General features: G+C 61.8%; 25 protein-coding genes, 1 tRNA gene and 1 pseudogene. 16 read left to right on the top strand and 11 right to left on the bottom strand.

All coding sequences use genetic code 11. From position 1 onward, the window contains the following. The first annotated feature begins 27 nt into the window (after window positions 1-27). Window positions 28-1038 carry an ABC transporter substrate-binding protein gene (locus EOA13_RS05365; RefSeq protein WP_127290300.1) on the top strand — a complete coding sequence of 337 codons (1011 nt, stop codon included), beginning with the start codon at window positions 28-30 and terminating at the stop codon, window positions 1036-1038. A gap of 38 nt (window positions 1039-1076) precedes the next feature. Here EOA13_RS05365 and EOA13_RS05360 read toward each other — a convergent pair whose 3' ends face one another. Next, entirely contained in the window at window positions 1077-1502 is a 426-nt protein-coding gene (locus EOA13_RS05360) for a hypothetical protein (protein ID WP_127290298.1), read from the bottom strand. A 100-nt stretch (window positions 1503-1602) separates the two neighbouring features. Here EOA13_RS05360 and EOA13_RS05355 point away from each other — a divergent pair, with 100 nt between their 5' ends. The 8 genes from EOA13_RS05355 (at window position 1603) to EOA13_RS05320 (ending at window position 10077) form a co-directional block, all read left to right on the top strand. Then, on the top strand, window positions 1603-2631 hold the full coding sequence (locus EOA13_RS05355) for a BMP family protein (protein ID WP_127290296.1): 1029 nt from the start codon (window positions 1603-1605) through the stop codon (window positions 2629-2631). A 75-nt stretch (window positions 2632-2706) separates the two neighbouring features. Further along, complete coding sequence (locus tag EOA13_RS05350) at window positions 2707-4275, top strand: ABC transporter ATP-binding protein (RefSeq protein WP_127290294.1); 1569 nt, start codon at window positions 2707-2709, stop codon at window positions 4273-4275. Next, complete coding sequence (locus EOA13_RS05345) at window positions 4272-5369, top strand: ABC transporter permease (RefSeq protein WP_127290292.1); 1098 nt, start codon at window positions 4272-4274, stop codon at window positions 5367-5369. The genes EOA13_RS05350 and EOA13_RS05345 overlap by 4 nt, the downstream gene beginning before the upstream one ends. Before the next feature lie 3 nt (window positions 5370-5372). Next, the gene (locus EOA13_RS05340) at window positions 5373-6308 is read left to right on the top strand and encodes an ABC transporter permease (protein ID WP_127267958.1); all 936 of its coding nucleotides are present in this window, start codon (window positions 5373-5375) and stop codon (window positions 6306-6308) included. Window positions 6309-6355: 47 nt separating this feature from the next. Further along, window positions 6356-7162, top strand: a complete 807-nt coding sequence (locus EOA13_RS05335; RefSeq protein WP_127290290.1) for a 4-pyridoxolactonase — start codon at window positions 6356-6358, stop codon at window positions 7160-7162. Between the two features lie 25 nt (window positions 7163-7187). Then, window positions 7188-8366 (top strand): alanine--glyoxylate aminotransferase family protein, encoded by a 1179-nt coding sequence (locus tag EOA13_RS05330; protein WP_127290288.1) that lies wholly within the window; start codon window positions 7188-7190, stop codon window positions 8364-8366. A gap of 33 nt (window positions 8367-8399) precedes the next feature. After that, a complete protein-coding gene (locus tag EOA13_RS05325; RefSeq protein WP_127290286.1) occupies window positions 8400-9146 on the top strand; it encodes an SDR family NAD(P)-dependent oxidoreductase in 747 nt (248 codons plus the stop codon). Window positions 9147-9240: 94 nt separating this feature from the next. Continuing rightward, complete coding sequence (locus EOA13_RS05320) at window positions 9241-10077, top strand: sulfite exporter TauE/SafE family protein (RefSeq protein ID WP_127290284.1); 837 nt, start codon at window positions 9241-9243, stop codon at window positions 10075-10077. Window positions 10078-10098: 21 nt separating this feature from the next. Here the strand turns inward: EOA13_RS05320 and EOA13_RS05315 are convergent, their stop codons facing one another. Both EOA13_RS05315 and EOA13_RS05310 read right to left on the bottom strand, forming a co-directional pair. Beyond that, a complete protein-coding gene (locus EOA13_RS05315; protein WP_127290282.1) occupies window positions 10099-11448 on the bottom strand; it encodes an HlyD family type I secretion periplasmic adaptor subunit in 1350 nt (449 codons plus the stop codon). Next, window positions 11445-13214 (bottom strand): type I secretion system permease/ATPase, encoded by a 1770-nt coding sequence (locus EOA13_RS05310; RefSeq protein ID WP_127290280.1) that lies wholly within the window; start codon window positions 13212-13214, stop codon window positions 11445-11447. The genes EOA13_RS05315 and EOA13_RS05310 overlap by 4 nt, the downstream gene beginning before the upstream one ends. Window positions 13215-13683: 469 nt before the next feature. On the opposite strand from EOA13_RS05310, the pseudogene EOA13_RS05305 reads away from it, so the two are divergent. Further along, window positions 13684-13864 (top strand): annotated as a pseudogene (locus EOA13_RS05305) (IS21-like element helper ATPase IstB); the annotation flags it as partial. A 507-nt stretch (window positions 13865-14371) separates the two neighbouring features. Beyond that, window positions 14372-16468, top strand: coding sequence for a hypothetical protein (locus tag EOA13_RS05300; RefSeq protein ID WP_127290278.1), 2097 nt, complete (start codon window positions 14372-14374; stop codon window positions 16466-16468). Window positions 16469-16801: 333 nt separating this feature from the next. On the opposite strand, the gene EOA13_RS05295 is transcribed toward EOA13_RS05300, so the two are convergent. After that, the gene (locus EOA13_RS05295; RefSeq protein ID WP_023809918.1) at window positions 16802-17443 is read right to left on the bottom strand and encodes a response regulator transcription factor; all 642 of its coding nucleotides are present in this window, start codon (window positions 17441-17443) and stop codon (window positions 16802-16804) included. A 191-nt stretch (window positions 17444-17634) separates the two neighbouring features. Between EOA13_RS05295 and EOA13_RS37840 the strand changes: the two genes are divergently transcribed. After that, window positions 17635-17775, top strand: coding sequence for a hypothetical protein (locus EOA13_RS37840; RefSeq protein WP_164779986.1), 141 nt, complete (start codon window positions 17635-17637; stop codon window positions 17773-17775). 231 nt (window positions 17776-18006) lie between these two features. Here EOA13_RS37840 and EOA13_RS05290 read toward each other — a convergent pair whose 3' ends face one another. From EOA13_RS05290 to EOA13_RS05280, 3 genes are all read right to left on the bottom strand, one after another. After that, window positions 18007-18270 (bottom strand): hypothetical protein, encoded by a 264-nt coding sequence (locus EOA13_RS05290; RefSeq protein ID WP_023809916.1) that lies wholly within the window; start codon window positions 18268-18270, stop codon window positions 18007-18009. Then, the gene (locus EOA13_RS05285; protein ID WP_127290276.1) at window positions 18267-18641 is read right to left on the bottom strand and encodes a hypothetical protein; all 375 of its coding nucleotides are present in this window, start codon (window positions 18639-18641) and stop codon (window positions 18267-18269) included. The genes EOA13_RS05290 and EOA13_RS05285 overlap by 4 nt, the downstream gene beginning before the upstream one ends. Before the next feature lie 207 nt (window positions 18642-18848). Next, window positions 18849-18925 (bottom strand) — tRNA-Met (locus EOA13_RS05280). A gap of 240 nt (window positions 18926-19165) precedes the next feature. Here EOA13_RS05280 and EOA13_RS05275 point away from each other — a divergent pair. Then, window positions 19166-20131, top strand: a complete 966-nt coding sequence (locus EOA13_RS05275; RefSeq protein ID WP_127290274.1) for a Gfo/Idh/MocA family oxidoreductase — start codon at window positions 19166-19168, stop codon at window positions 20129-20131. Between the two features lie 56 nt (window positions 20132-20187). Here EOA13_RS05275 and mnmA read toward each other — a convergent pair whose 3' ends face one another. After that, window positions 20188-21378: a tRNA 2-thiouridine(34) synthase MnmA gene (gene mnmA / locus EOA13_RS05270; protein WP_127290272.1), complete on the bottom strand. Its 1191-nt coding sequence runs from the start codon at window positions 21376-21378 to the stop codon at window positions 20188-20190. A gap of 286 nt (window positions 21379-21664) precedes the next feature. Between mnmA and EOA13_RS05265 the strand changes: the two genes are divergently transcribed. Beyond that, window positions 21665-21940: a DUF1153 domain-containing protein gene (locus EOA13_RS05265; RefSeq protein WP_013529904.1), complete on the top strand. Its 276-nt coding sequence runs from the start codon at window positions 21665-21667 to the stop codon at window positions 21938-21940. Window positions 21941-22004: 64 nt separating this feature from the next. On the opposite strand, the gene EOA13_RS05260 is transcribed toward EOA13_RS05265, so the two are convergent. Next, on the bottom strand, window positions 22005-22931 hold the full coding sequence (locus tag EOA13_RS05260; RefSeq protein ID WP_127290270.1) for an NADP-dependent oxidoreductase: 927 nt from the start codon (window positions 22929-22931) through the stop codon (window positions 22005-22007). Window positions 22932-23016: 85 nt separating this feature from the next. On the opposite strand from EOA13_RS05260, the gene EOA13_RS05255 reads away from it, so the two are divergent. Further along, window positions 23017-23415, top strand: coding sequence for a helix-turn-helix domain-containing protein (locus EOA13_RS05255; protein WP_023809911.1), 399 nt, complete (start codon window positions 23017-23019; stop codon window positions 23413-23415). Window positions 23416-23500: 85 nt separating this feature from the next. Here EOA13_RS05255 and EOA13_RS05250 read toward each other — a convergent pair whose 3' ends face one another. After that, complete coding sequence (locus EOA13_RS05250; RefSeq protein ID WP_013529907.1) at window positions 23501-23878, bottom strand: flagellar export protein FliJ; 378 nt, start codon at window positions 23876-23878, stop codon at window positions 23501-23503. Between the two features lie 452 nt (window positions 23879-24330). Between EOA13_RS05250 and ctrA the strand changes: the two genes are divergently transcribed. Continuing rightward, window positions 24331-25026 (top strand): cell cycle two-component system response regulator CtrA, encoded by a 696-nt coding sequence (gene ctrA / locus EOA13_RS05245; protein ID WP_006203583.1) that lies wholly within the window; start codon window positions 24331-24333, stop codon window positions 25024-25026. A 104-nt stretch (window positions 25027-25130) separates the two neighbouring features. Here ctrA and EOA13_RS05240 read toward each other — a convergent pair whose 3' ends face one another. Beyond that, a complete protein-coding gene (locus EOA13_RS05240) occupies window positions 25131-25535 on the bottom strand; it encodes a response regulator (RefSeq protein ID WP_024504503.1) in 405 nt (134 codons plus the stop codon). Between the last annotated feature and the right edge of the window lie 168 nt (window positions 25536-25703).

The following is a 25703-nucleotide window of genomic DNA, read 5'->3' as shown; positions in this document are numbered from 1 at the left end:
AACCAAATTCATAAAAGGGAACAAAAAATGCTGAGACGCTCACTTATCAAGGCCGCTAGCTTCGCGGCGTTTGTCACGGCACTCGGCTTCTCCAGCGCGGCTCTGGCGGCCGATAAGGTCAACGTCCAGCTCGACTGGGTGGTGCGCGGCAATCACGCCATGTTCTTCGTCGGCAAGGAAAAGGGCTTCTTCGCCAAGAATGAGATCGATGTGGCCGAGATCCGCAAGGGATCCGGCTCGCCGGACGCGATGCGGCTGGTGGGCAATGAGAACGCGGATTTCGGCTTCGGCGATCTTCCCACGCTTGCCGTCGCACGGTCGCAGAATGTCCCGGTGGTGGCGCTGGCGGCCGTCAACCAGCACTCACCGCTGGGGATCATTTCGCTGGCCAAGACGCTGAAGCTCACCAAGCCGTCCGACCTCAAGGGACTGACCATCGGCATTCATCCGGCGGGCTCCACCTACATCTTCTTCAAGGGTTTCCTGGCCGCCAACGGCCTGACCGAAAAGGACATGACGCTGAACAGCGTCTCGCCGCCTTACGAAAGCTATTTGCTGCTTGGCCGGGTTCAGACGGTCGTCGGCTATATCGATGCCGAGGTTCCCGAGCTGGAGGCGAAGGCCGGAGGCCCCGGCTCGCTCAGCATCATGATGGGGGCGGACCATGGGTGGAAAGCCTATGGCTCGGGCCTGTTCACCTCGCAGGCGATGATCAAGGACAAGCCGGACGTCGTGCGCCGCTTCGTCAAGGCATACAGGGAGGCCTTCGACTATGTCGTGGCTCATCCGGAAGAGGCCGCCGAGATCACGGCCAAGGCAGCGCCCGGCTATGCGGACAAGAAGGACGTGCTGCTGGCGCAGATCAACGCCGACATCGCCTCGACATTCAGCAGCCCCGACACCAAGGAACACGGTCTCGGCTGGATGACGAAGACGCAGTGGGAGGAGACCCTAAAGACGCTGACGGACCAGGGCGTGCTCAAGGCGGCTCTGTCGGCGGACGACGTCTTCACCGACGCATTCCTGGCAAAAGAATAAGGGGCGCGCGGTGTTCGAACGGAAAGATCGATGAGCGCCTATCGGCAGACCAGGCTGTCCCGCGCGATGGCGCAGGACACATCACGCTCGCCTTTCGCCGCATCGGCGCGGTCGAGCGTGACCTGCACGCGGGTGGCATATGCCCGGCTCGCCAGACCGCACCACAGCCGCTCGACGGGCAGGTTCTCGCGCTTGTCGTTGAGGATCGTGAACGTGCCGGTCTTCGCATCGAACCAGAGCTCGACGCGGGTCTTCTTGCCCGGCTCGATCGTTGCGATCCTGGCTGAATACCAGTGGGCGAAGTCGGCGTTGCAGGAGAGGCCTTCGCTGCCCGCATTCGAAATCGTCAACGGAACCATGTCGAGCCCGTCAGTGCCGGTGCGGACGGTGACATGGTGCAACTCAACCGCGTTGGCGAAGGACGACAACGCCAGCATCACCGGAAGGGCATAACGGATCTTCACTTTGCCTGAGCTCCATATGTAATTTTTCCTAGGCAGTCTATCTCGCTTTTGCGCAATAACAATAAGAATGTTGATTGGTAAATAAAACAGAGAGGGTAACATGTTAAAGATTCTCAAGACCAGTGTAAGTGCAGTTATATTGAGCGGTGTCTTGATGAGCGGCGCGTTTGCCGGCGAGGTCAAGTCGATCGCCATCCTGACGCCCGAAGAAGGCACGGACTATGGCTGGAACCAGCAAGGCATCGACGCTGCCAAGGCGGCGGGCAAGGCCGCGGGCGTCGAAGTGGTCGTGGCCCAGGGTCTCGGCTATGGCGACGTTCGTCCGACCTTGCGGGAACTCGCCTCCGACGGCGCCAGCCTGTTGATCGCGCATGCCAGCGGCTACAACACCTCGGCGCCCGAAATCGCCAAGGAATTGAAAGTTCCGGTGGCGATCGTCGACACGCCAGCCGGCCTGGAGAAGGGCCTCGTCGCCGACTACACGCTGAGCGGCCACGAGGGTGCCTATCTGGCCGGCCGTCTCGCCGCCAAGGTGTCGCGTTCCAAGTCGGTCGGCATCGTCGTCTCGGGCGAACCGCCATCGTGGAATTCGCAGTCGGCGGCGTTCGCACAAGGCGTGAAGGCGGAGAACTCTGACGTCAAGATCACCTATGCGGTGATCGGCCCTGCCGCCTACAGCGACGCGGCCGGCGGCAAGCGCGTCACCGAAAGCGTGATCGCATCGGGTGCCGACATCATCTTCGGCCAAGGCAACGGTTCGAGCTTCGGCATGCTGCAGGCGGTCGAGACGACCAAGGCAGCCGATGGCGGCAAGGTCTATTTCATCGACGTCATCGGCGACAAGTCACCGATCGACAAGGGCTTCCTGCTGTCGTCGGTGGTGTGGAACATCGAGCCGGTCTATGCGGCAATGATTGCCGACCTGAAGGCCGACACGTTCGGCACCAAACACTATACGATCGGCCTCAAGGACGACTCGGTCAAGCTGCTGAAAACCGCTGCGATCCCGGACAATGTCTGGACGGAAATCCAGGCGCTGCGCGAAGATGTCATTTCCGGCAAGATCAAGGTCGAGCCGGTCTATGACGCGGCCGCCGTCAGGGCACTGATGACCAGCGTCGCCCAGTAAGGCGATCACGGTCGGCTGCCGGAGGGGTGATCCGTCACCCCTCCGGACGATTCCCATTTTTAGTGCTGGGCTTTCATGAGCAGTCTTTCTTCATCGTCCGTTGCCGGGCGCGACATCGTCGCGCTTGAAGGCGTGACCAAACGGTTCCCCGGCATCGTTGCCAATGACAGCGTCGACCTGTCGATCCGCCCGGGCGAAGTGCATGTGCTGCTGGGCGAGAACGGCGCTGGAAAATCGACATTGATCGGCATGTTGTCCGGCCTGCAGCAGCCAGACGAAGGACGCATACTGGTCGACGGCAAACCGACGCCGATCACCTCGCCGCGGCATGCGCTGGCACTCGGCATCGGCACCGTCTTCCAGCACATGATGCTGGTGCCGACGCTGACGGTGGCGGAGAACCTTCTGCTTGGCGGGCCGTGGTGGCAGCGCCCCAGGACCGAGGAACTGGCGGCGCGCGTCGCCGAGATCACCGGCACGCTCGGCATCACCGTCAAGCTTCAAGCCAAGGTATCGGAGTTGTCGCTCGGCGAGCAGCAGCAGGTCGAGATCCTGCGCGCGATGCTGCGCAACAGCCGGCTGCTCATCCTTGACGAGTCCACCTCCATGCTGACGCCGAAAGGCATCGACGAACTGGGCGCGCTGATGCGCCGCCTTGTCGAGCAGGGCCTGGCGATCGTCTTCATCACCCATAAGCTCAAGGAGGCGGCTGCCTTCGGCGACCGCATCTCGGTGCTGAAGCTTGGCCGCAAGGTCGGCGAGATCCCGCCCGAGCGGTTTCGCACGCTGGGCGAACAGGAGATCGTCTCCGAGATCGTGGAATTGATGTTCGGCAAGCAGAAGGATGATCCGGAAGCCGTCGAGCGTCCGGTCCGCACTGCCCGAGCAGAAGCGGCCCCGCTGCTTCAGGTTACGGATCTGGCGGTAGCACCGACGGACAATGCACCGGGCCTGTCGTCGATCTCCTTCGACATCCGCCCGGGCGAGATCCTGGGCATAGCCGGCATCGACGGCAACGGCCAGAAGCAGCTGGCGGAAGCGCTGGCCGGCCAGCGTACAGCTGCCGGCGGCTCGGTGCGGCTGGAAGGCGCCGCCATCGAGACGCTGAGCGTCGGCGAGCGCCGCCGGCGCGGCCTTCGCTACCTGACCGACGACAGGCTGGGCGAGGGCACTGTCGGAACCTTCCCGGTGTCGATCAACTTCTTTCTCAAGCAGGTCGGCGCGGCCCCGTTCTGGCGCAACGGCGTCGAGCAACGCGCGGAGATCGACAAGCGCGCCGCCCAGCTCGTGCGCGAATATGACGTGCGTACGCCGAGCCTGAAGACGCCTGTCGCGCGGCTGTCCGGCGGCAATATCCAGAAGGTGCTTCTGGCGCGAGAACTGGCTGAGGGCGCCAAGGTGGTGATCTTCAACAAGCCGACCTACGGGCTCGATCTCGCCAACACATTGGCGTCGCGCCAGCGCATCCGCGACACGGCGGCGCGTGGCCTTGCGGTGCTGCTGATCTCCACCGACCTCGAGGAATTGCTTGGCATGTGCGACCGCATCGCCGTCATCGCCGACGGAGCTTTGGTCGGCACCGTCGAGAATGCCGACGACGCCCGCACCAAGGTTGGTCGCCTGATGATCGGACTTGCCGCATGAGCATCGACACCGCACCCACGGTCAGTGCTACCGCACTCGATGCCACGAGCGGGGCAACGACGCGCCGCGACATCGCGCACCGGCTGCTGATGACGCTCGGCCCGATCCTCATCGCTCTCGTCATAGCCGGCTGCATCCTGCTTGCCGTCGGCGTCGACCCGCTCGCCTACTACGGCTTCGTGCTGGAGAAAGGACTGTTCTCGCCGCTCGGCATCCAGCAGACGCTGACGCGCATGGCGCCGCTGCTGTTTCTTGCCGCCGGCCTGATCGTGGCCTTTCGCGCCGGCATGTGGAATCTCGGCGGCGACGGCCAGTTCCTGCTTGGCGCGGTGACGGCGGCTGCCAGCGCTCCCGTGTTCGTGCAGATCATGCCAGCCTGGCTGGCGCTGTTCTGCTCGTTCCTTATCGCGATGGTGGTGGCGATGATCTGGTCGCTGGTGCCGGCCCTGCTGCGTGCCTATCAGGGCGTCAACGAGATCATCACCACGCTGATGATGACGTTCCTCGGCACCTCGCTCGCCAATGTGCTGGTCAAGCTGGCGTTTCGCGACCCAAGCACGACCGTGCCGCAGACGCGCACGCTGCCGGTGGAAGACCGGTTGCCGCGCCTGTTCGAAACGACCATCACCAGTGGCCTGCTGCTTGGGCTGGCGGCGATCGTCATCGTGCATCTGGTGATGACGCGCACGGCGTTCGGGCTGAAGCTGAGGATCGTCGGCGCCAATCCACGCGCGGCGGTTCACGCAGGCCTCGGCGTTCCCGGCCTGACCGTCGCCGTCTTCGCCATTTCGGCCGGGCTTGCCGGGCTTGCCGGCGCCGTCGACATCATCGGCGTCCAGGGCAACGTCCGCGCCGACTGGAATCCCGCCTATGGGCTTGCCGTGATTCCCGCCGTGTTTCTCGCCCGCATGAACGGCTTTGCGGCCATCGGCTTCGTGTTCCTGCTTTCGGTGCTTTCGATCGGCGGTGAGAGCGCGGCGCGCCGGCTTGGCGTTCCCAATCATTTCACGCTGGTGCTGGTTTCCATCGTGCTGATCGTGCTCGCGCTCGCCGAATATTTCGATCACCGATACAACCAGTCGCGGAGGGCCTAGGGCATGACCGGGCTGTTCAGCGAAGTCTTTCTCAGCGCGCTCCTGTTCGGCGCCGTCACCGCGGCGATCCCGCTGCTGCTGGCCGGGCTAGGTGAGCAGATTTCCGAGAAGGCGGGCGTGCTCAATATCGGCATCGAAGGCATGATGCTGGCCGGCGCCTATCTCGGCTTTGTCGGCGCTTTCTATTCCGGGTCGCTGTGGCTGGGCTTTCTCACCGGTGCCGCTGGCGGCGCCGCGGTGGCGCTTGTCATGGCGCTGCTTTGCGTGCGCATCGGGCTGAACCAGATCGTCATCGGCATCGCGCTGACCTTGGGGCTCGAGGGCCTGACGGCACTGCTCCACCATTTCCAGTTCTCGCGCAGCTACCCGCGCCTTCCGGCGGCGGATGCGACTGTCATTCCGCTGCTTTCGGACATTCCGGTCATCGGGCCTGCATTCTTCAAGCATCATCTGATCGTCTATCTGGCGGTCGCGCTGGTTTTCGGCATGAGCTACCTCTATCGGCGCACGCAACTCGGCCTCAATTTGCAGGCGGCAGGCGACAAGCCGGCCGCGCTCGATGTCGCCGGCATCGATGTCGTGCGGACCCGCACCATCGCCGTGTTGACGACCGGAGCGCTGGCCGGGCTCGGGGGCGCCTATCTCGCCAATGTCGGGGCTGGGCTGTTCATTCCGTTCATCACCAATGGCGCGGGCTTTCTCGGCATCGTGCTGGCCATGCTGGCGCGCGGTCGCCCGATCTGGGTGCTGTTCGGCGCGTTGCTGTTCGGCGTCTGCCTGTCGCTGACGACGGCCATGCAGGTGGCCGGCATCAACATACCGACCGACATCATCCAGATGCTGCCGTTCCTGGCGGTGATGATCATGCTGGTTCTGTTCGGCCGGCGCGCCAGCCTGCCGGCGGCGCTCGGCATTCCATACGAGCGCGGCGCGCGCTGAGCACAATTCATGCGCGGACGGGACCCGCGCCAATAAAGGAGGCAAGAATGTCGGATACCAAGGTCTACCTGCTCGACGGCGGCTCGCTCGTTCTCGACGGCTATCATGTGTTCTGGAATCGCGGCCCTGGCGGTGAAGTGCGCTTCCCCGTCTATTCGATCCTGATCGAGCATGCCGAGGGTCGGTTCCTCATCGACACCGGCTACGACTACGACCACGTGATGAAGGTGCTGCCGTTCGAAAAGCCGATCCAGGAAAAGCACCAGACCATCCCAGGCGCCCTGGCGCTGCTCGGCCTTGAGCCAAAGGACATCGATGTCGTCGTCAACTCGCATTTCCACTTCGATCATTGCGGCGGCAACAAGTATTTTCCGCATGCCAAGAAGATCTGCCACCGGACCGAGGTGCCGCAGGCGTGCAATCCCGAGCCTTTCGAGCATCTCGGCTATTCCGATTTGAGCTTTTCGGCGGAGGCTGCCGAAGCGCGTGGCGCGACCGGACAACTGCTTGCGGGAACGACACGGGCGAACTCGACCTTTGAAGGCGTCGATGGCGACGTTGAGCTTGCCAGGGGCGTCCGGCTGATCTCGACGCCCGGCCATTCGATCGGCCATTACAGCCTGCTGGTAGAGTTCCCCAAGCGCAAGCCGATCATGTTCACGATCGACGCGGCCTATACGCAGAAGAGCCTTGAAACGCTGTGCCAGGCGGCCTTCCACATCGATCCCGTGGCGGGCGTCAATTCGATGCGCAAGGTGAAGAAACTCGCCGAGGACCATGGCGCCGAGTTGATGTACTCGCACGACATGGACAACTTCAAGACCTACAGGACCGGCACGCAATTCTACGGCTGACCGCCTGCAATCGGGAGACAAGACGATGCGCTATCTCGAACACGCCGATCCGGTCATCACCCTGACCGCGGGGCCGGTGAACGCCTATGCCGAAGTGCTGCGCGGCCTCGGTCGCACGGTGCTCTACGACTACGACCCGGCGTTCCAGCTTTTTTACGAGGGTGTGGTCGACAAGGCGCAAAAGGCGATGCGGCTGTCGAACAAGCCGGTCATCCTGCATGGCGAGCCGGTGCTTGGCCTGGAGGCCGCCGCGGCCTCGCTGATCACGCCGGACGATGTCGTGCTCAATCTTGCCTCCGGGGTCTACGGCAAGGGGTTCGGCTATTGGGCGAAGCGCTATTCGCCACATCTGCTCGAGATCGAGGTGCCCTACAACGAGGCGATCGATCCGCAGGCGGTCGAGGCAATGCTGAAGGCGCATCCGGAGATCACCGTCGTTTCCGTCTGCCACCACGACACGCCGTCCGGCACCATCAATCCGATTGACGCCATCGGCGCGCTGGTCTCAGCCCATGGCGGTTACCTCATCGTCGATGCCGTCTCGTCCTTTGGCGGCATGAAGACGCATCCGCAGGATTGCAAGGCCGATATCTATGTCACTGGCCCGAACAAATGCCTGGGCGCGCCTCCCGGCCTCACGATGATGGGTGTCAGCGAGCGGGCCTGGGCCAAGATGAAGGCCAATCCCCTGGCGCCGCGCGCGTCGATGCTCAGCATCGTCGACTGGGAGCATGCGTGGTCGCGGGACAAGCCGTTTCCATTCACGCCGTCGGTCTCGGAGATCAACGGGCTCGATGTCGCGCTCGACCTCTATCTCAATGAGGGACCGGAGGCTGTGTGGGGGCGCCATGCACTCACCGCCAAGGCCATGCGCGCCGGCGTTGCCGCGATGGGCCTGTCGATCTGGGCCGCCAGCGACAAGATCGCGTCGCCGACCACGACCGCTGTCCGCACGCCCGAAGGTGTCGACGAGAAGGCGCTTCGCCAGACCGCGCGCGCCCGCTACGGCGTGGTGTTTTCGTCTGGCCGCGGCGAGACTTTGGGAAAGCTGACACGCGTTGGCCATATGGGTCCGACCGCCCAGCCGATCTATGCGATCGCGGCGCTGACGGCACTTGGCGGCGCCATGAACGCGGCCGGCCAGAAACTGGCGGTCGGCAAGGGTATCGACGCGGCGCTGGCAGTGATCGACGCCGACGCCTGAACAGACATCACCACGGATTGAGGGAGCATTTTCATGACTGAACGGCTTGCGGGAAAGACGGCCCTGGTTACGGGTGCCGCGCAGGGTATCGGCAAGGCGATCGCAGCGCGGCTGGCCGCCGACGGGGCAACCGTCATCGTCAGCGACATCAATGCCGAAGGCGCCAAAGCGGCGGCCGCGGCGATAGGCGGAAAGGCGAGGGCGATCGCCGCCGACATTTCCGATCCGGCATCGGTCAAGGCACTCTTCGCCGAAATCCAGGCCCTGACCGGGGGCATCGATATTCTGGTCAACAATGCCAGCATTGTGCCGTTCGTCGCCTGGGACGATGTCAATCTCGACCATTGGCGCAAGATCATCGACGTCAATTTGACCGGCACTTTTATCGTCAGCCGTGCCGGTACGGACCAGATGCGTGCGGCGGGGAAGGCCGGACGGGTGATCAGCATCGCATCCAACACCTTCTTTGCCGGCACGCCGAACATGGCGGCCTATGTCGCGGCCAAGGGTGGCGTCATCGGTTTCACCAGGGCGCTCGCCACCGAGCTTGGCAAATACAACATCACCGCCAATGCGGTGACGCCCGGCCTGATCGAGAGCGACGGCGTCAAGGCGAGCCCGCACAACGAGGCGTTCGGCTTCGTCGAGATGCTTCAGGCCATGAAAGGCAAGGGGCAGCCGGAACATATCGCCGATGTGGTCTCGTTCCTGGCCTCCGACGATGCGCGCTGGATCACGGGCCAGACGCTCAACGTCGACGCCGGGATGGTGCGCCACTAGCCAAAGCGCATCCCAAAAACTGTTGCGCATTTCCGGGCGACCTGCATCGCGGTCGCGGCAGCGGACGGGCGCGGCCAATCAAAGGGAAATCACAGTGGACTTCGGATTCGACACGTCGGTTTTCGACGGGCTGACGATTGCAATGCTGGTCGCTGGTCTGGCTATGACCGGAATGGCCTCCGGCGTGCTCGCCGGTCTGCTGGGGGTCGGCGGCGGCATCGTCATCGTCCCAGTGCTGTTCTGGGTGCTTAGCCTGTTCCACTTTTCGCCTGCTGTGATCAGCCATCTGGCGGTCGCGACCTCGCTTGCGGTCATCATCCCCACCTCGATCTCGTCGATGCGGTCACACAACAGGCGCGGCAATGTCGATCGGCCTCTGCTCAATCTTTGGGGACCGGCGATTTTCGTCAGTGCCCTCGTCGGCGGCATCATGTCGAAACTCATCCCGGGCGCCGGCTTGCGGCTGGTCTTCGGCGTCGTCGGCCTGCTGGTGGCCGTCAACATGGCGTTGCCGAAGCACCTCGTGATCTCCGATCACCTGCCGCAAAGCGGCTGGATCAACCGCGCGATCGCTGCTGTGATCGGCTTTGTCTCTTCGCTCATGGGAATTGGCGGCGGCACACTGTCGGTGCCGACGCTTTCCAGCTTCTCCTTTCCGGTGCACCGGGCCGTCGGCACATCGTCGGCGCTTGGCCTGCTTATCGCGGTTCCAGCGGTGGCCGGCTTCATCTGGTCGGGTCTCGCAATTGCAGGCAGGCCTCCGCTCAGCCTGGGTTACGTCAGCCTGCCGGCGGTTGCCATCATAGCGCCGGTGAGCTTTCTGTTTGCACCCTTGGGCGCCAAGCTCGCCCACGCGCTCAACCCGCGCTACCTGAAACTTGCCTTTGCGTTCTTCCTGGCGATCACGGCCGGGCGAATGTTGCTTTCCTGAATCCGGTTCAGCGGCCTACGGCTATTTTTCCCGCATGGCCCGGCGGAAGTTCTGCGTGATTGGCTCGGCGAGATAAGAGAGCACGGTGCGAGCCCCCGTCCGGATCATCGTCTCGCTCGACATGCCGGGTAGCAGCTTGCGGCCCTCCAGCTTGCCGAGTTCGCTTTTGTCGATCACAACCGTCGCGGCGAAATAAGGTGCGCCGCTGCGTTCCTCAACCATGCGGTCAGCCGACACGATCTCCACGACGCCCTCGAGCGGCGGCAGGTTGTAGCGAGCGAAGGCCGGGAAGCTGACGCGCGCGAGCTGTCCGGGTGCGATCGTCTCGACATCCTCCGGCTTGACCATAGCCTCGACCACGAGTTGTTGTCCAAGCGGTACGATCGTCATCAATGTCTCACCGGGTTTCACGACACCGCCCGCCGTATGGACCTTCAGGTCCATGACGATGCCGTCAACCGGTGCGACGACGTTGGTGCGGTCAAGCACGTCCTTGGCGGAGCGCTCCTGCTGTCCGAGGTCGAACAACTCCGCCTCGACCTTGCTCAACTCGTCGACGGCCTGGTTCAGCCGCACTGTGTTGAGGTTCAGGATTTGCATATCAATCTCGGCCATGGCGCTTCCGGCACGGGCGATTGCGGCAATGTTGGTAGCGCGCTCCCCCTCGATCTCCCGCTGTTGGCGTCTGAGCAACAGGTTCCGTTCGCGGGTGGTCAGCCCTTTCTTGAGCAGACCCTCAAGGTCTTTGCTTTCATCCTCGATTGCCTCGATCTGTTTGTCTTCGGTGACGATAAGCTGCTCCAGTCCCGTTATCTCTTCCTCGACCTGGTGACGGCGCTGGCCGAGAATTTCCCGCTCGTCCTTCAGATTGTGGTGCTTCGCGGCAAACACGTCACGCTGTGCGGCCACCGCGTCCTTCACGGCCGTGGCGGGGTTTGCGAGCAACGCCGGATTGAATTCGATCTCGGCCTTGCCGTCACGCTCGGCCCTGAGACGCGCGGCCAGCGCCTCACGCGTTGCTATCCGGTTCTGGACCAGGTCAAGTTGCGCCTTTGCCTGCGTGTCGTCGAGCCGGACGAGGATCTTGCCCGCCTTGACGATATCCCCGTTGGCGGCGTTCAACTCCGCGATGATGCCGCCCTCGAGGTGCTGGATGAGCTTGCGGTCGCCGGCGACCTTGATAACGCCCGGCGCCACAGCGGCGCTGTCCAACGGCGCCAGCGCCGCCCAACCCCCGGCCACGCCGAAGAACAGGAACATGATCGCGAACCCGGTGCAGGTCACGCCGGTGAGACGCAGCGGCACCGGTTCCAGCAGCGAGGGCGGAGGAAGGGGTAGCGGCACGACGTTCAATCCGGGGGGGCGGCTCATGCTTCCTTGACCTCTTTGATTTCCTTGACCACTTCAAGGGCTGGCAACTGGGCCGCTTTGGGCAGATGGGCCACCTTGCTGACACGGTTGGCGAGTTCGTTGAAGACATGGTCGCGCGGCCCGAAGAGATCTTGCTGACCTCTGTTGAGCACCAGTATCTTGTCTATCTTGTCCAAAAGGTTGGGGCGGTGCGCGATCAGGATAACGGTTGTGTTCGTGGCCTTGGCCACGCCGAGAGCAGCAATCAATGCCTCCTCGCCCTCTCTGTCGAGGTTGGAATTGGGTTCGTCGAGGATAAGCAGCGCGGGGTCGCCGTAGAGTGCCCGCGCCAGCCCGATGCGCTGGCGCTGCCCGCCTGACAGGACGGCGCCGGATTCGCCGATCTCGGTGGCGTAACCCTTCGGCAGTCCCTTGATCAGTTCGTGGACTCCTGCCAACTGCGCGGCCTCGACCACCTTGTTGAAGACCGCCGGGTTGAGCGTCGCGAAGCGGCAAATATTTTCGGACACGGTGCCGGCGAAGAGTTCGATGTCCTGCGGTAGGTAGCCGACATGACGGCCACGGTCTTCCGCCGCCCATTGGGCAACATCCGTTCCGTCCAGCAAGGCGCGCCCCGCGGACGGGCGCCAGGCACCGGCGAGTATGCGCGCCAGGCTCGTCTTGCCAGCCCCGCTCGGACCGATCAACGCCATCGCTTCACCCGGCTCGAGGCGGAAGTTGATGCCTTTCAGGATATGTTCGCCACCCTGTCGGGCAAGCACAATGTTCTCGGCCTCGAACCTGCCTTTCGGTCGTGGTAGCGGCAGAACCGGTGTGGATTCCCGGTGCTGTCCGGCGACAGCGGTGAGACGCCGGTAGGCGGCACGCGCTCCGAGCGTCGCCTTCCATGTGCCGATGGCTTGCTCGACCGGTGACAATGCGCGGCCCATCAGGATCGAGGCGGAGATCATGATACCGGGCGAGGCCTCGTTGCGAAGTACCAGATAGGCGCCGAGGCCGAGTATCGCCATTTGCAGGGCCAGCCGGTGACAACGCGCGATAGCCGCGATGGCCCCACCCCGGTTGGCGGCAAGAACCTGTCCTTTGTTCGCCTCGTCCTGCTGTGCCTTCCAGCCCTCCAACAGGGGCTTCAGCATGCCCATGGCCTGGACGACCTCGGCGTTGCGGATTGCAGCCTCGGCCTGCACATATGCCCGCGACTGCGCACCCGCAGCCTCGGTCAAGGGCTTTCGCGTGACGTATTCGTTGAGCAGCGCCAAAGCGAACAGGACGATCCCGCCGCCGAGCGCCAGCCATCCAAGCCATGGGTGCATGACAAAAATGGCAGCGAAAAACAGCGGCGCCCAAGGCGCGTCGAGGATCGGGAAGACGCTCGGGCTGGTGAAGAAATTCCGCACCTGGTCCAGATCGCGCAGCGGACGGGCGTTGGCCTGGCCAGGCGCCGACGCGGCGTATTCCACCGATGCGGTCAGCAGAACCGGTCCCAAGCGCGCGTTCATCCATGATCCGACCTTGGCCAGAAGACGCCCGCGTATTACTTCCAGCCCGGCGAGCGTCCCGAGCGCGGCCGCCGCCATCAGCGACAGCATCACCAGCGTCTCCAGGCTATGGCTGCCGAGTACGCGGTGGTAGACCTGGAGCATGTAAAGCGCCCCGGTCAGCATCAGCACGTTGATGCCTCCGCTGAACCAGATCAGCGGCCGAATGGCGCGTTTGATCTCTTTCATCACCACCTGCAGGGCAGGGGGCTGTTGCTTGGTTTTCATCGCTATTTCTCTGGTGTGCGGAGTGACATCCGGCGCAAGGGATTGCAGTGAGGCCAGCCATGAGCTGCTATGGTGGGTGCCATCGAGATTCCCCCTTTTTGAACGCATCAAGAAAAGGGGATCCCCATCCCCAGATGCCCTAACGCGCTGAATTGCGGCCTTTGATCCTCGATTGTGGCGCCGCCGAAGAGGAGGCGTCCATTCCCGGTTCGATAGTATTGAGGTCAATGTCCGCACCTGATCGAACGATATATATCTTTCGATAGATCAGGCTGACGCAGGCGCTGCGGTGGGTATCACGGCCGATGCCATCACGCGGCTTTCCGGCCCCCTTTGCCGCTTCATGTCGATGCCAGTTGAGAGTGGGGTGTCAGAGGATGCCCGTTCCTGGACGCTCAGCGCCTTTGCCATGCCCAGGCCAGCTCCGCCCGGCTGCCGAGGTGCAGCTTCTCGTAGACGTGATAGGTGCAACGTCGTCGATCTGCTCAACCAGCTCAAGACCGAGCGTCGCGCCGGCAAGCAGGGCCGCATCGCCGACTATCTCACCCGCCTCGGCTTCGTCGTCCTCGATGAACTCGGATCGTCTCACGCATCACTGTGAGATCATCGAGACTGTCAATGAGTCCCGGCGCTTCAAGAACCGCGCCTGATCAACACAACACGGCCAAGCTCATCCGCGCTCGCCAGGCTGCGCAACCCGATAAGCTCCGGCGAGCGCTAAGCGACGTGCCCTACATAAAGGGGGACGCCGATCGGGGCCAGTTTTGCAAGGCGTTTGACACGTATGGTTTGCTCCGGGCGCGGGCATTCACTACGGCGCTTCTCCGCCAGGTCAATATTCCCATTTATATTGACGCCGGCGACCCTATCGAAAACGATATATATCGTTCGATATAGGTCATAATACTACCAGACGGAAAGTTGACTTGCCATCCTTAGGCTGCGCCAAATTGACCCCTGAGCATCTGGGGTTTGTTAGCATTTCAAGTGGCATCTCAAGTGATGGCGGACGGGCAATCGTAGTTTTCCAAGCCTCCGGAACTTACGCACGTCAAGGCGTGCTCTGTTCCGGTTCTCGAAATCCACCATTTTCGGCGTGCCCTGACCTCATTCCAACTGACCCTGGGGACAGCTCGATCACAATTGGGAGGAAGATTATGACCACTATTACCGACACCAATCTCGTTCTCGACGAGCAAATCGGCGTACAAACCGTCACCGATGATAACGATGTCCTCCTCGACCAGACGCTGAGCGACGCGCTCACCGCTCTCGGCGTGCTTGGAATCAGTCCTACCGACCCCACGACAGGGTTCCCGCAGGTGGCTGTCAACACCGCCCTCCTTGACACAACCGGCGCGACCGATCTGGCGCTGTCGATTCCCGATGACGGCCCGGGCGGCACCACGAGCGGCCTCTTTACCGTCGACGGTGTGGAAATCTTCCTCTACAATGAGGGCGGCATCATTTATGGACGCGAGGCCGACGCTAATGGGGACGCGGACCCTGCGGGCGACCTAGCGTTCGCGGTTGCGCTTGACCTGACCGGCGGCGTGTCGTCAGCGCAGATTTACCTCATTCAATACGAACCGCTGCATCACAACGATCCGCTCGCCGTTGACGATGGAGACATCCTGTCTTTTGCCGAAGGCAAGATCACACTGGATGTAACGACCACTGAGCTCGTAACGACGTTTCAGGTGCTGGACTTCGCGTCGATCCCGTCAGGTAGCCCACAGGAGACACTCACGGTTGCGACAGCCGATCTCACTGACAATCACAGCGCCAAGTTTGATGGCATCATCTTCCCGGCAGGTGCAGTCACTGATCCGACGACCATCAACAAGAACCCCGGAACCAATGATGATCTGAATCCCGACGCCGTCGGCTTCGGTGTGAAGGGGGGCCAAGCCTCTCAGATGAATCAAAATGAGGGCTTCTTCGTCCAAGACGCGGCCTGGACTTCTGCCACTCCGGATGCGAACGAGATCGGCGGCATCAGGTTCGACGTCCAGGGCATAGGCGGTGTGAAGAGCGTTAACATCGAGTGGTGGACTATCGATAATGGGGTGATAGTTGAGCATGGCACTGACAAAGTAACTTTACCTTCCGGCAGCGCCGTCTTTGAGAATTATACCATCGAGTCGGCGGATAGCGTCGATCAAATCTACGTTCGATTTACCTACGACACGAAGCAGAGCACCTCCGGTGTGCGCGTTGAGAACCTTGAAGTCGCGTTCCCATCATCGAGCGAGGTGACGGTCGTCAACCACGAGGATCTCGGGATGCACCTCGTGTTCGAGGATGCCGGGCCGACGTTCGACGGCATCACTGGTGATGCAACGCCGTTCCAGGTCGGATTGGCCGCCAATCAACAGGACACAGGGACGTTCGACCTTACTCCCGGAGCCGACGGCTCACACGTCACCATCACCCAATATACCGATCTCGGTGGCGCTGACATCGAGGAGATTCTCACCAACGACGGAACCACGCTGACGTACCGCGACGTGGCCACCGATACGGATCTTTACCAACTGAACGTGACCGACTCGGGATACACCTTCGACGTGCTCTTCACACCCCAGGGTGAGCAGTCCGACCTCAACTTCAATGCGGTCAAGTCGGGCGGTCCCCAGGAGACCTTGACAGTACCCACGGTGGATAACACCGGCAGCATCGTCTTTGACGGCCTGATCTTCAACGCTACGCCCGCAGCGGACGCGACCGAGGCAGCCTTTGTGCCGTTCAACACCACTCCACTGGGAGGCCCGACTGTAGCGGCTGACGACCTTAACCCCGATGCAGTTGGTTTCGGCGTGAAAGGCGGTCAGGCTTCGCAGATCAATAACAACGAGGGCTTCACCTTCTCCACTGCGGACGGGTCTGACATCAACAATCTAACCTTCGCGGTCGCAGGAATTGGAAACATCAACGCCATCACCGTAGAATCGTGGCTTTACGACGATGGCGGCAATCTGATCGATCACACCATCGAAAACGTTACTGGCTTGCGCTCGGGCAATCAGACCGTGACCATCGATGACGATGGTGGGCAAGCCTTCGACACGGCCTACGTTCAGTTCCACGTCGGCGGTGCCAACTCGGGTGTTCGCATCCTCGACTTCTCGACGAGCATCGAGGGCCCAGTTGACGATCAGCCGTTCGAATTCACTCTGGCAAACACCGACCTCGACGGGGATGCTGCTACGCAAACACTGAGCATCCTCGCAAGCCAGGACTTCATCGTTTGATGACGTTCTCGCAGCCTTCATTAGCTTCAACGCAGACGATCCGGCCCCCTTCGAGGGGCCGGACGTTCAAGACACCAAGGCTCTGGACTCAAACTAGGCGACATGCAAAGCGGCGGCTTGCGGTGTATGCTGTGGCGGCTTTCCGACAACCAGCCTCTTTGGCTGAAGGAACCGGAGGAGGGGAGAGCCAGCAACCGCCAAGCCAATCTCCAATGCCCCGGTATCAGGCGGGTCGGACCGAGAGCAGGCTGTCGCAATCGCGGCCGATGCCATCGCGCGGCTTTCCGGCCCGCTGCCGGCCTCACGTCGATGCCCGTTAAAAAAGTGCTGCTTTCAGAGGAGGCCCGTTCCTGGGGGGGGGGCGAGGCTTTTGCCGTGCGTCATCCAGGCCAGTTCCGCCCGGCCGCCGAGGTGCAGCTTCTCGTAGACGTGATGCAGGTGCATCTTCACCGTGCCTTCGGATAAATGCAGCCGCTGCGCGATGGTCTTGTTGCGCAGCCCGCGCGAGACGAGATCGGCGATCTCGGTCTCCCGCCCGGTCAGCCGGGACATTGGCTGCGGCTGCGACCCGGGCATCAGCAGTTGCTGGACGATCTTGTTGTCGATCCACTTCTTGCCCGCCGCCACCGCATTCACGCATTCGATGAGAAAGCGGTGGCTGATGCCGTCCAGAAACAGGCCGTCGACGTCGAGCGTCTGTATCTCCTTGACATCGAGCCTGCCGGTTGGCTGCACGATGAAGATGATGCCGAGAGCGCTGTTGCCGGCCTTCAGCCGTGAGGAGAGACCTGATGTCTGCTGGTCCGCGAGATCCACGCCCACGATGACGATATCAGGTTGATGGCGCTCCACATGAGCGAGAACGTCCACAGGGCGGCGGCACTGGGCGACAACATCGTGCCCAGCCTTCTGCAACACCCACTCCAGACCGGCGAGATATACCCCTCGCGGGTCCGCCACGACCAACGTCGACATGCGAACACCGTCCGTAAAAAACGCAACGAACTTGGTTAAACACCCGTTAAATCAGGAAACCAGAGCGTAGGCATATTGTCAAGTAACAGCTAATATACATGTTGCTATATCCGCGACGGGCCGGGGAGCAACCAAAGCCCTGGTTCCGGAAGGAACTGTCGGAGATTAAGCTTGTTCGTCGGATCGGCAAGGTGCGCGATGTCGGCCGCAAGATGCTGGACAAGTCGACCGACCGGCATGCCCAATGCTATCGCGACCGGGTGACGACCGGCCTGCTCAGCGACGGCCAGGGGGCAGCGCTGCATGACTGCCTTACAGTTGCGACTCGTTGAGCCTGCGGTCGGGAGGTTCCGATCTCACTGGCCCGCGGTATCGCGTTGGCGGTGCAGCGCCTATCAGGTCGCGTGTGAGTGGCTGCTGCTCAGGTCTACAACGTCGACGCCGACCGACTTCCGCACGAGCCAGGCCGGCATGAGTTCCCGGACAACCCGATTTGAGATAATCAACCATGGGCAACGCATGTTGCCTTCTGCGGGTTCCGTATCACCGCCATCCCTCGCAGTTCAGAGCCCGAGGGTTTGGCCCGCTTCAATCTGAAGGAAATCTGCCGACGAATTCCGGAACACAGCGTCCTGGAACGCGGCGACGGCAGAGCCATGGGTGACATCGACCAGCACGGTCGCCGCAGCTTCAACTTTGTCGGCCGCTTCGTCGACCTTGTCGAATCGCATCATCATTCGATCATGGAGCATCGAAAGCCGGGCCGCGTGGTAAAGCACGCTGCGTTTGTGATAATCCGAGTCCAAGGGTTCGAACAGCATTGTCATTTGGGGCTATCGATCTCGTTTGGCGGCCTCGACCAGACGCCGAATCCTGCCGGACCGTTCGATGCTTTGGGCCACCATCTTTTCCGCGCGTTCAATCGCGAGTTCGGCCCGTTCGATGCGCGGCTTGGCGGCTTGGCATTGGCGACATCGGACGCAATCCCGATTCCGTGGGGTTTGATGGTGTTCATCATGAGTTTGTAACCCACCGAGGGCGGAATCGTTCCTTGACCGGCCAAGTAGCCCTGCCGGCCGACGTGGGGGATTCTCTTGACGATGTCAGCACCCTCGACCATCGGCAAGCCATGCACGTGGGCAAGCAGCATGCCTAGCGCGCCGTCCAACGAAGCGCAGGCCAACACGAGGTCGAACATTATCTCCGGTGCCTGGCCTTCAACACACGGTCTATATTTCGCTCATCGAAAAGGGGTTCAGGTCGCATCCATGTCGCGTGGACCTGCCGATAGTTGCAGGAAACCCTTGGAAATCAACGGTAGTCATTTGCAACATGGTGCGACTTGAGAATGGCAAAGAAGGCGCGCTAGATGATGCCTAAATGTCTAAATTTATTTGAAGAAATTTGGTAGCGGGAGAGGGACTTGAACCCCCGACCCCAGGATTATGATTCCCGTGCTCTAACCAACTGAGCTACCCCGCCAGGGCGGCGAAAGGCCCGAAATCCGCCTCAAATCGAAAGGCATGTCGGGGGCGTTCGCCAAGGTCGCGCGGATATAAGGTTGGGAGGGTGAGCCTGTCAAGCTTCGAAGCAACCGGCTTGCCGGCTTATCGTCATTATCGAAAAGCTTTGCCGTGCGGACATTTGGTTGCCGCCGCCGGGGTTGAGTTCGAAGGGGCACGTCGCTATGTCTCGGCCAAGAGTTTTTAGAGTTTGAAACAGATGAAGCCGCGCATAGCAGTCCTCGGTTGCGGATACTGGGGCAGCAACCACATCCGCACTCTCAAGGCGCTCGGCGCGCTGCACGCGGTCTCCGATACCAACCGGGCTCGGGCAGAAGGCTTCGCCAGCGAGCAGGACTGCCTGGCGATCGAGCCGGACCAGTTATTCGTGCGTGACGATATCGACGCCATCGTCATGGCGCTGCCGCCGCAATTCCATGCCGACCTTGCGGTACGCGCCGTCGAGAACGGCAAGGACGTGCTGGTGGAAAAGCCGATCGCGCTGACGGTTGCCGATGCCGAGCGCGCGGTGCGGGCGGCCAAGGACAATGGCCGCGTCTTCATGGTCGGCCATGTCCTGCGCTTCCATCCCGCCTTCGAGACGCTGAAAGCGTTGATCGACAAGGGCGAACTCGGCGAAGTGCGCTACATCCACTCGCACCGCCTCGGCCTCGGCAAGTTCCACACCGAGAACGATGCGCTGTGGGACCTGGCGCCGCACGATCTGTCGATGATCCTGGCGATCACCGGCACCGAGCCGATCGAGGTGCGCGGCGAGGGCGCCGCTCTGCTCGACAGTCTCAGCGACTTCGCCCATCTGCACATGCGCTTTCCCAACGGCCTGCGCAGCCATCTCTTCACCTCGCGTCTCAATCCCTATCGCGAGCGGCGGCTGACCGTGGTCGGCACCAAGGCGATGGCGGTGTTCGACGACGTCGAGCCATGGGAACGCAAGCTAGCCGTCTACCGCCACGCGGTGTGGCAGGACAGCGGCCAATGGGCCTTCACCACCAATGAGCCGTCCTATGTCGCGGTTGCCCAGGGCATGCCGCTGACACGCGAGCTGGAGCATTTCATCCAGTGCATCGAGACGCGTGCCGAACCGCGTACCAGCGGCGAGGAAGCGATCAGGGTGCTGCGCATCCTGACCGCCGGCACGGTCACCCACACCAAGTCGAATTCCTGAAGCGCGGATTAGTCGGCGGGAATCTTATTCGGCGGGAATCTTATTCGGCAGGTATCTTATTCGGCAGGTATCTGGGCCGGCCTGGCGGCAAGCCGGGTCAGCATCGCCTCGGCCTCGGCGCCACGCTCCGAACGCTCGATGAAGCCGCCGCCGAACACGCGAGCTTCGTTGCCGTCATCGGAGTAGAGCACGCAGGCCTGGCCCGGCGCGATGCCGGACTCGCCGTCGACCAGTTCCACCCATGTGGCACCGGCACGATGATGCAGCACGGCCGGGCGCGGCGGCCGCGTCGAGCGGACCTTGGCGAACAGCTCCAGGCCGCCGGCGGGAACCTCTGTGAGCGGTCCGTCGCCCAGCCAGTTCATGTTGCGCAGATAGATCTTGTGCGTCTCCAGCGCCTCGCGCGGGCCAACCACGACCCGTGCGCGGTCGGCGTCGAGATGGACGACGTAAAGCGGCTCGCCGGAAGCGATGCCGATGCCGCGGCGCTGGCCGATCGTGTAGCGCAGGATGCCCTCATGGCGGCCGAGCACGCGGCCGTCGATGTGGACGATGTCGCCCGGATTGGCCGCAGTCGGCTTCAGCTTGGCGATGATGTCGGAATACTTGCCCTGCGGCACGAAGCAGATGTCCTGACTGTCCTGCTTGGCGGCAACCGCCAGCCCCATCTCCTCGGCAATGGCGCGAACCTGAGGCTTCGACAGGCCGCCAAGGGGAAAGCGCAGATAATCGATCTGTGCCTGCGTGGTGGCGAACAGGAAATAACTCTGGTCACGGTCGGCGTCGACCGGCCTGTAGAGCGCGCGGTGGGCGCCGTTGGCGCCGGAACGGATGTAGTGGCCGGTGGCCAGCGCGTCGGCGCCGAGCTCCTTGGCGGTGGCCAGCAGGTCGGCGAACTTCACCGTCTGATTGCAGGAAACGCACGGGATCGGCGTCTCGCCGGCGACGTAGCTCTCGGCGAAGGGATCGATGACCGCCTTGCGGAAGCGTTCCTCGTAGTCGAGCACATAATGGGGGATGCCGAGCGTCTCGGAGACACGGCGGGCATCGTCGATGTCCTGCCCGGCGCAGCATGAGCCGGCCCGGTGCGTCGCCGCGCCGTGGTCGTAGAGCTGCAAGGTGACGCCGACGACGTCGTAGCCCTCGCGTTTCAGCAGGCCGGCGACGACAGAGGAATCGACACCGCCCGACATGGCGACGACGATGCGGGTGTTTTCGGGACGTCCGGGAAGATCGAGACTGTTCATGATGCTTTCGTTCTGCACGGCGCCTCAATGCCAATGTCGAGAATATAGGTCAAGCTTTACCGGCGCGCCAGCGTGCAGGGCGATTCACCGGTTGCGGCCGATCTCCGCCGGGATGCATTTTCCCCGGCAAATCAGGGTTTGCGGGCAGATGGTTCAAATGCCGGCGAAAAGACTAACGCGGCGTTCATGATCCTTACCTAGTCATTAGGGTCTGCTTAGGCAATTTTTAAAGCTGTGGCGGTAACGTGGCGGGGATTGGGTCTTTGAGTTTTTTGTAGAGAGTACGATGACCGATCTGGTTAGACCGAGAGTCAAATATGTTATCGGGCCTGACGGCAGCCCTCTTACGATTGCCGATCTGCCGCCGACCAATACACGTCGCTGGGTTATCCGGCGTAAGGCGGAAGTGGTTGCGGCCGTGCGCGGCGGGCTTTTGAGCCTGGACGAGGCATGCCAACGCTACAAGCTCACCACCGAGGAATTCCTGTCCTGGCAGGCGTCGATCGACGAATATGGCCTTGCCGGGCTGCGCACGACACGCATCCAGCAATACCGGCACTGACCATTGCGAATTTAGACGAAGGGCGCGGCTAACCCCGCGCCCTTCTGTTTTTCACCGCTCCCGCTCAGAGCGACAGCACAACCTTGCCGATCGGCTTGGTGGCGAGGAAGGCGTGAGCGGCCCCCGCCTTGTCCAGCGGGAAGCTCTTCGCCACATGGACGGCAAGCTTGTTGGCATCGATCAACCGAGCCAGTTCCAGCAGGCCCTCACTGTCGGGCACGACGGACATACGCTCGACCCGAATGTCTCGCGCGCCGGCCTGGGCCCTTGTGTTGTCGCTGACATCGAGCAATGACACCAGCACGCCGCCACGCTTGAGCACCTTCAGCGAGCGTTGGGCGTGGTCGCCGCCCATTGGATCCAGCACCAGATCGATGTCGCGGACCTGATCGGTGAAATCGCCCTTGGTGTAGTCGATGACTTCGTCGGCGCCCAGTTTGCGGACGAAATCGAGCTTGCCCGGGCTGGCCGTGGCGACGACGTAGGCGCCGCGCGCCTTGGCGATCTGCACCGCCAGATGACCGACGCCGCCGGCTCCCGCATGCACCAATACGCGCCGATCCGATTTCAGTCGGCCGTGACGAACAAGCCCTTGCCAGGCGGTGAGGCCGGCCAGCGGCAAGGCGCCCGTCTGGAGGTGGTCCGCGCCCTTCGGCTTCAGTGCGATTTGATCGGCAGGCACGGCAGCCAGTTCGGCATAGGCCGCCGCCTGCCTGGGGAAGCGCGGCATGCCGAACACCTCGTCGTCGATCTTGAAGCCGGTGACGCCGGGGCCGAGTGCTTCGACAGTTCCCGAGATGTCCCAACCCAGGATGAAGGGCGGCTCGCCGAGCAAGGGGTAGTAGCCGGCACGGACGGCGCCGTCGACCGGATTGATGCCTGCGGCCTTGACACGGACCAGCACTTCGCCGGCCTCTGGCGTGGGATCCGGCTGATCGGCGATGACAAGGACGTCGGGTCCGCCGACGGAATTCTGGATAACGGCACGCATTGAGATGTCTCCTATTGATGCCGCTATCATTTGGATAGTAATAGTCTCTTGTCCAGTATGTACCTTTCTGATACATACGCACCTCATGGATAGTGAAGATGATTGCGGTTTCGGCTATGATGCGTTCCGGCGGACGTGTCCTTCGCACACCGTGCTGGAGATGCTGGCCAGCAAATGGGTCTATCTGGTGGTTTGCGCGCTGCGCAAAGGCCGGCTGCGCAATGGCGAGCTTGCGCGCAAGCTCGAAGGCATTACGCCGAAGATGCTGACGCAGACGCTGCGTGTGCTCGAGCGTGACGGCCTGGTACGTCGCGAGATCTTCCCGGTCATTCCGCCGCGCGTCGAATATGAATTGACCGAGCTCGGCCAGAACCTGGCGGGACTGCTTACCCAGATCAGGTCATGGGCGGAGCAGCATGCGCCGGATATCAAGGATGCCCGTGCAAGGGCAATTGCCGAGAGTGAAGGGGATTGGGCCGCGTAGGGCGGATTCATTTTTCTCGCCGGAGCCGCAAGCCGCGACAATGCGCCAGCCTGATGGCGGCGTTGGCGCGGCAAACCGCCAGGTCTTAGCCGATCATGGCGCTGCGGCCACCGACTTCGGCTTCGCGGATCTTCGTGTCGCGCGATTCCAGCATTTCCGCCTTGGAAAGCTCCGCTTCAGCTTCGCCGAGTAATGATTCGGCGGCGCTTCGCTGCTGGGCGAGGTCGCTTTGGGAATTCCTGAGGTTGTCGCGGCGCAGGCGAGCCGCTTTGGCGAAGGTCGGATAGGCGAAATGGTTGATGTCGGTGATGCCGGCCTTCTTTTCCTCGGCGGTGATCTGAAGCTCCAGCTCGACGGCCATGCGTTCGAACTCGGCGATCATCATGTCGAGCTGCAGCAGCTGCCGCCGCTTCTCATTCACCTGAAACTGTTTCAGCCGAACGAGGTTTTCACGTGACTTCATGATTCGGTACTCCCGGAAACGCACACCCGCATCTATCGTCCAAACCACCTGGAAACGCCCAGGCCGCACCCGTGTCCACCGCCTTTCCCCTAACTATGGGAAACAAAACCCTAAAGTTTTTTGCCGGCGGTAACCATTCGTTTACGGGCATTGTTAATCATACGGGTCAGGACTTAAGGCCGGGTAAAAATTCCGGCCACCGATGCGGAAGCGACGTCGATGAGTCCCTGGAGTCGCTTAGTCCAGGTTGTTAATGTGTTGCATTAGGAATTTGGTTCTGAGATTCGTTATTAGATTCAAGAGGGTGTAGAAAGAGGTTAAAAAATCTGGTACCGTCATGGACGGGAAATTAGGATTTGTTAACCATTCAATGGCAGCCTCTGCACAAGGCAACCACTGCTCCGGGTCCGGACGGGTCTTGAAATGGTCCGGCAGCAGAAAAGGGGAATGAAATGCGTGTTCTGCTGATAGAAGATGACAGTGCAACCGCACAAAGCATCGAACTGATGCTGAAATCGGAAAGTTTCAACGTCTACACGACCGATCTCGGTGAAGAGGGCGTCGATCTAGGCAAGCTCTACGACTACGATATCATTCTTCTCGATCTCAACCTGCCTGACATGTCGGGCTACGAGGTCTTGAGAACGCTTCGCCTTTCCAAGGTCAAGACACCTATTCTCATCCTCTCCGGGATGGCCGGCATCGAGGACAAGGTGCGCGGCCTCGGCTTCGGCGCGGACGACTACATGACCAAGCCATTCCACAAGGATGAGCTGGTTGCCCGCATTCATGCCATCGTGCGGCGCTCCAAGGGCCACGCCCAGTCGGTCATCACTACCGGGGACCTCGTGGTCAACCTCGATGCCAAGACAGTCGAGGTCGGCGGCCAGCGGGTGCACCTGACCGGCAAGGAATACCAGATGCTGGAGTTGCTTTCGCTGCGCAAAGGCACCACGCTGACCAAGGAAATGTTCCTCAACCACCTCTATGGCGGCATGGACGAGCCTGAGTTGAAGATCATCGACGTCTTCATCTGCAAGCTGCGCAAAAAGCTCGACGCGGCATCGGGCGGTCAGAACTACATCGAAACGGTCTGGGGACGCGGCTATGTGCTGCGCGAACCGGAAGACATTCGCGTCAGCGCCTGAGCGACGAATCGTTCGAATCTTTTCAATAAAAAACCCGGCTTCGGCCGGGTTTTTGCATGATGGTCTGGTAACAGTCTGTTTTTGGGCTTCCGAGCAGAAAACCGTCACGCACTTTTTCTGGAATTGCTCAAGGATGCCGAATCAGGCGCGCTCTTCAAGGTGCGAAAGCGCTCGAGCAGCTGCGGGCGGTTGAACGGCTTCAAGAGATAGCCCTGGGCGCCGGCGCGCTTGGCCCGCATGATCGAAGCAATATCGAGCTCGACCAGGGAAATCAGGATCTGCGGCCTTATCGGGCTCTCCATGGCGCGGACGCGACGGATGAGATCGACCGCCGGTACGTCGGGCAAGGCGCCATCGACGACGATGATGTCGGGCATGTCGGCGGCGCACATCTCCAGCGCGTCAAGTCCGCTGGCGGCCTCGATGACAATCATTTCGGAGCCGCCCAGGATGCGTTTTGCAACCTTCCTGATGACGCTTGAATCGTCGACGAACATGCAGCGTTTCATTTCCGGGTCCTCTTTGCCTTCTGGCAGTCCGGTAGCGTCGGGGGCATCCAGGGCGGACCATAGGCCAATCTGGTAAAGAAGCCGAAAAGGCGTTAGGTAAAATTTTTACAAAGATGGGCAGGTGCCTGCTTTTATTCGCGAATGCTTTGGCACTGCCTGGACGACCAG

The organism is Mesorhizobium sp. M7A.F.Ca.US.011.01.1.1, assembly GCF_003998295.1.
Taxonomy (GTDB): domain Bacteria; phylum Pseudomonadota; class Alphaproteobacteria; order Rhizobiales; family Rhizobiaceae; genus Mesorhizobium.
The sequence above is the reverse complement of the archived record's forward strand: the minus strand, read 5'-3'. Positions and strand labels throughout refer to the sequence as shown.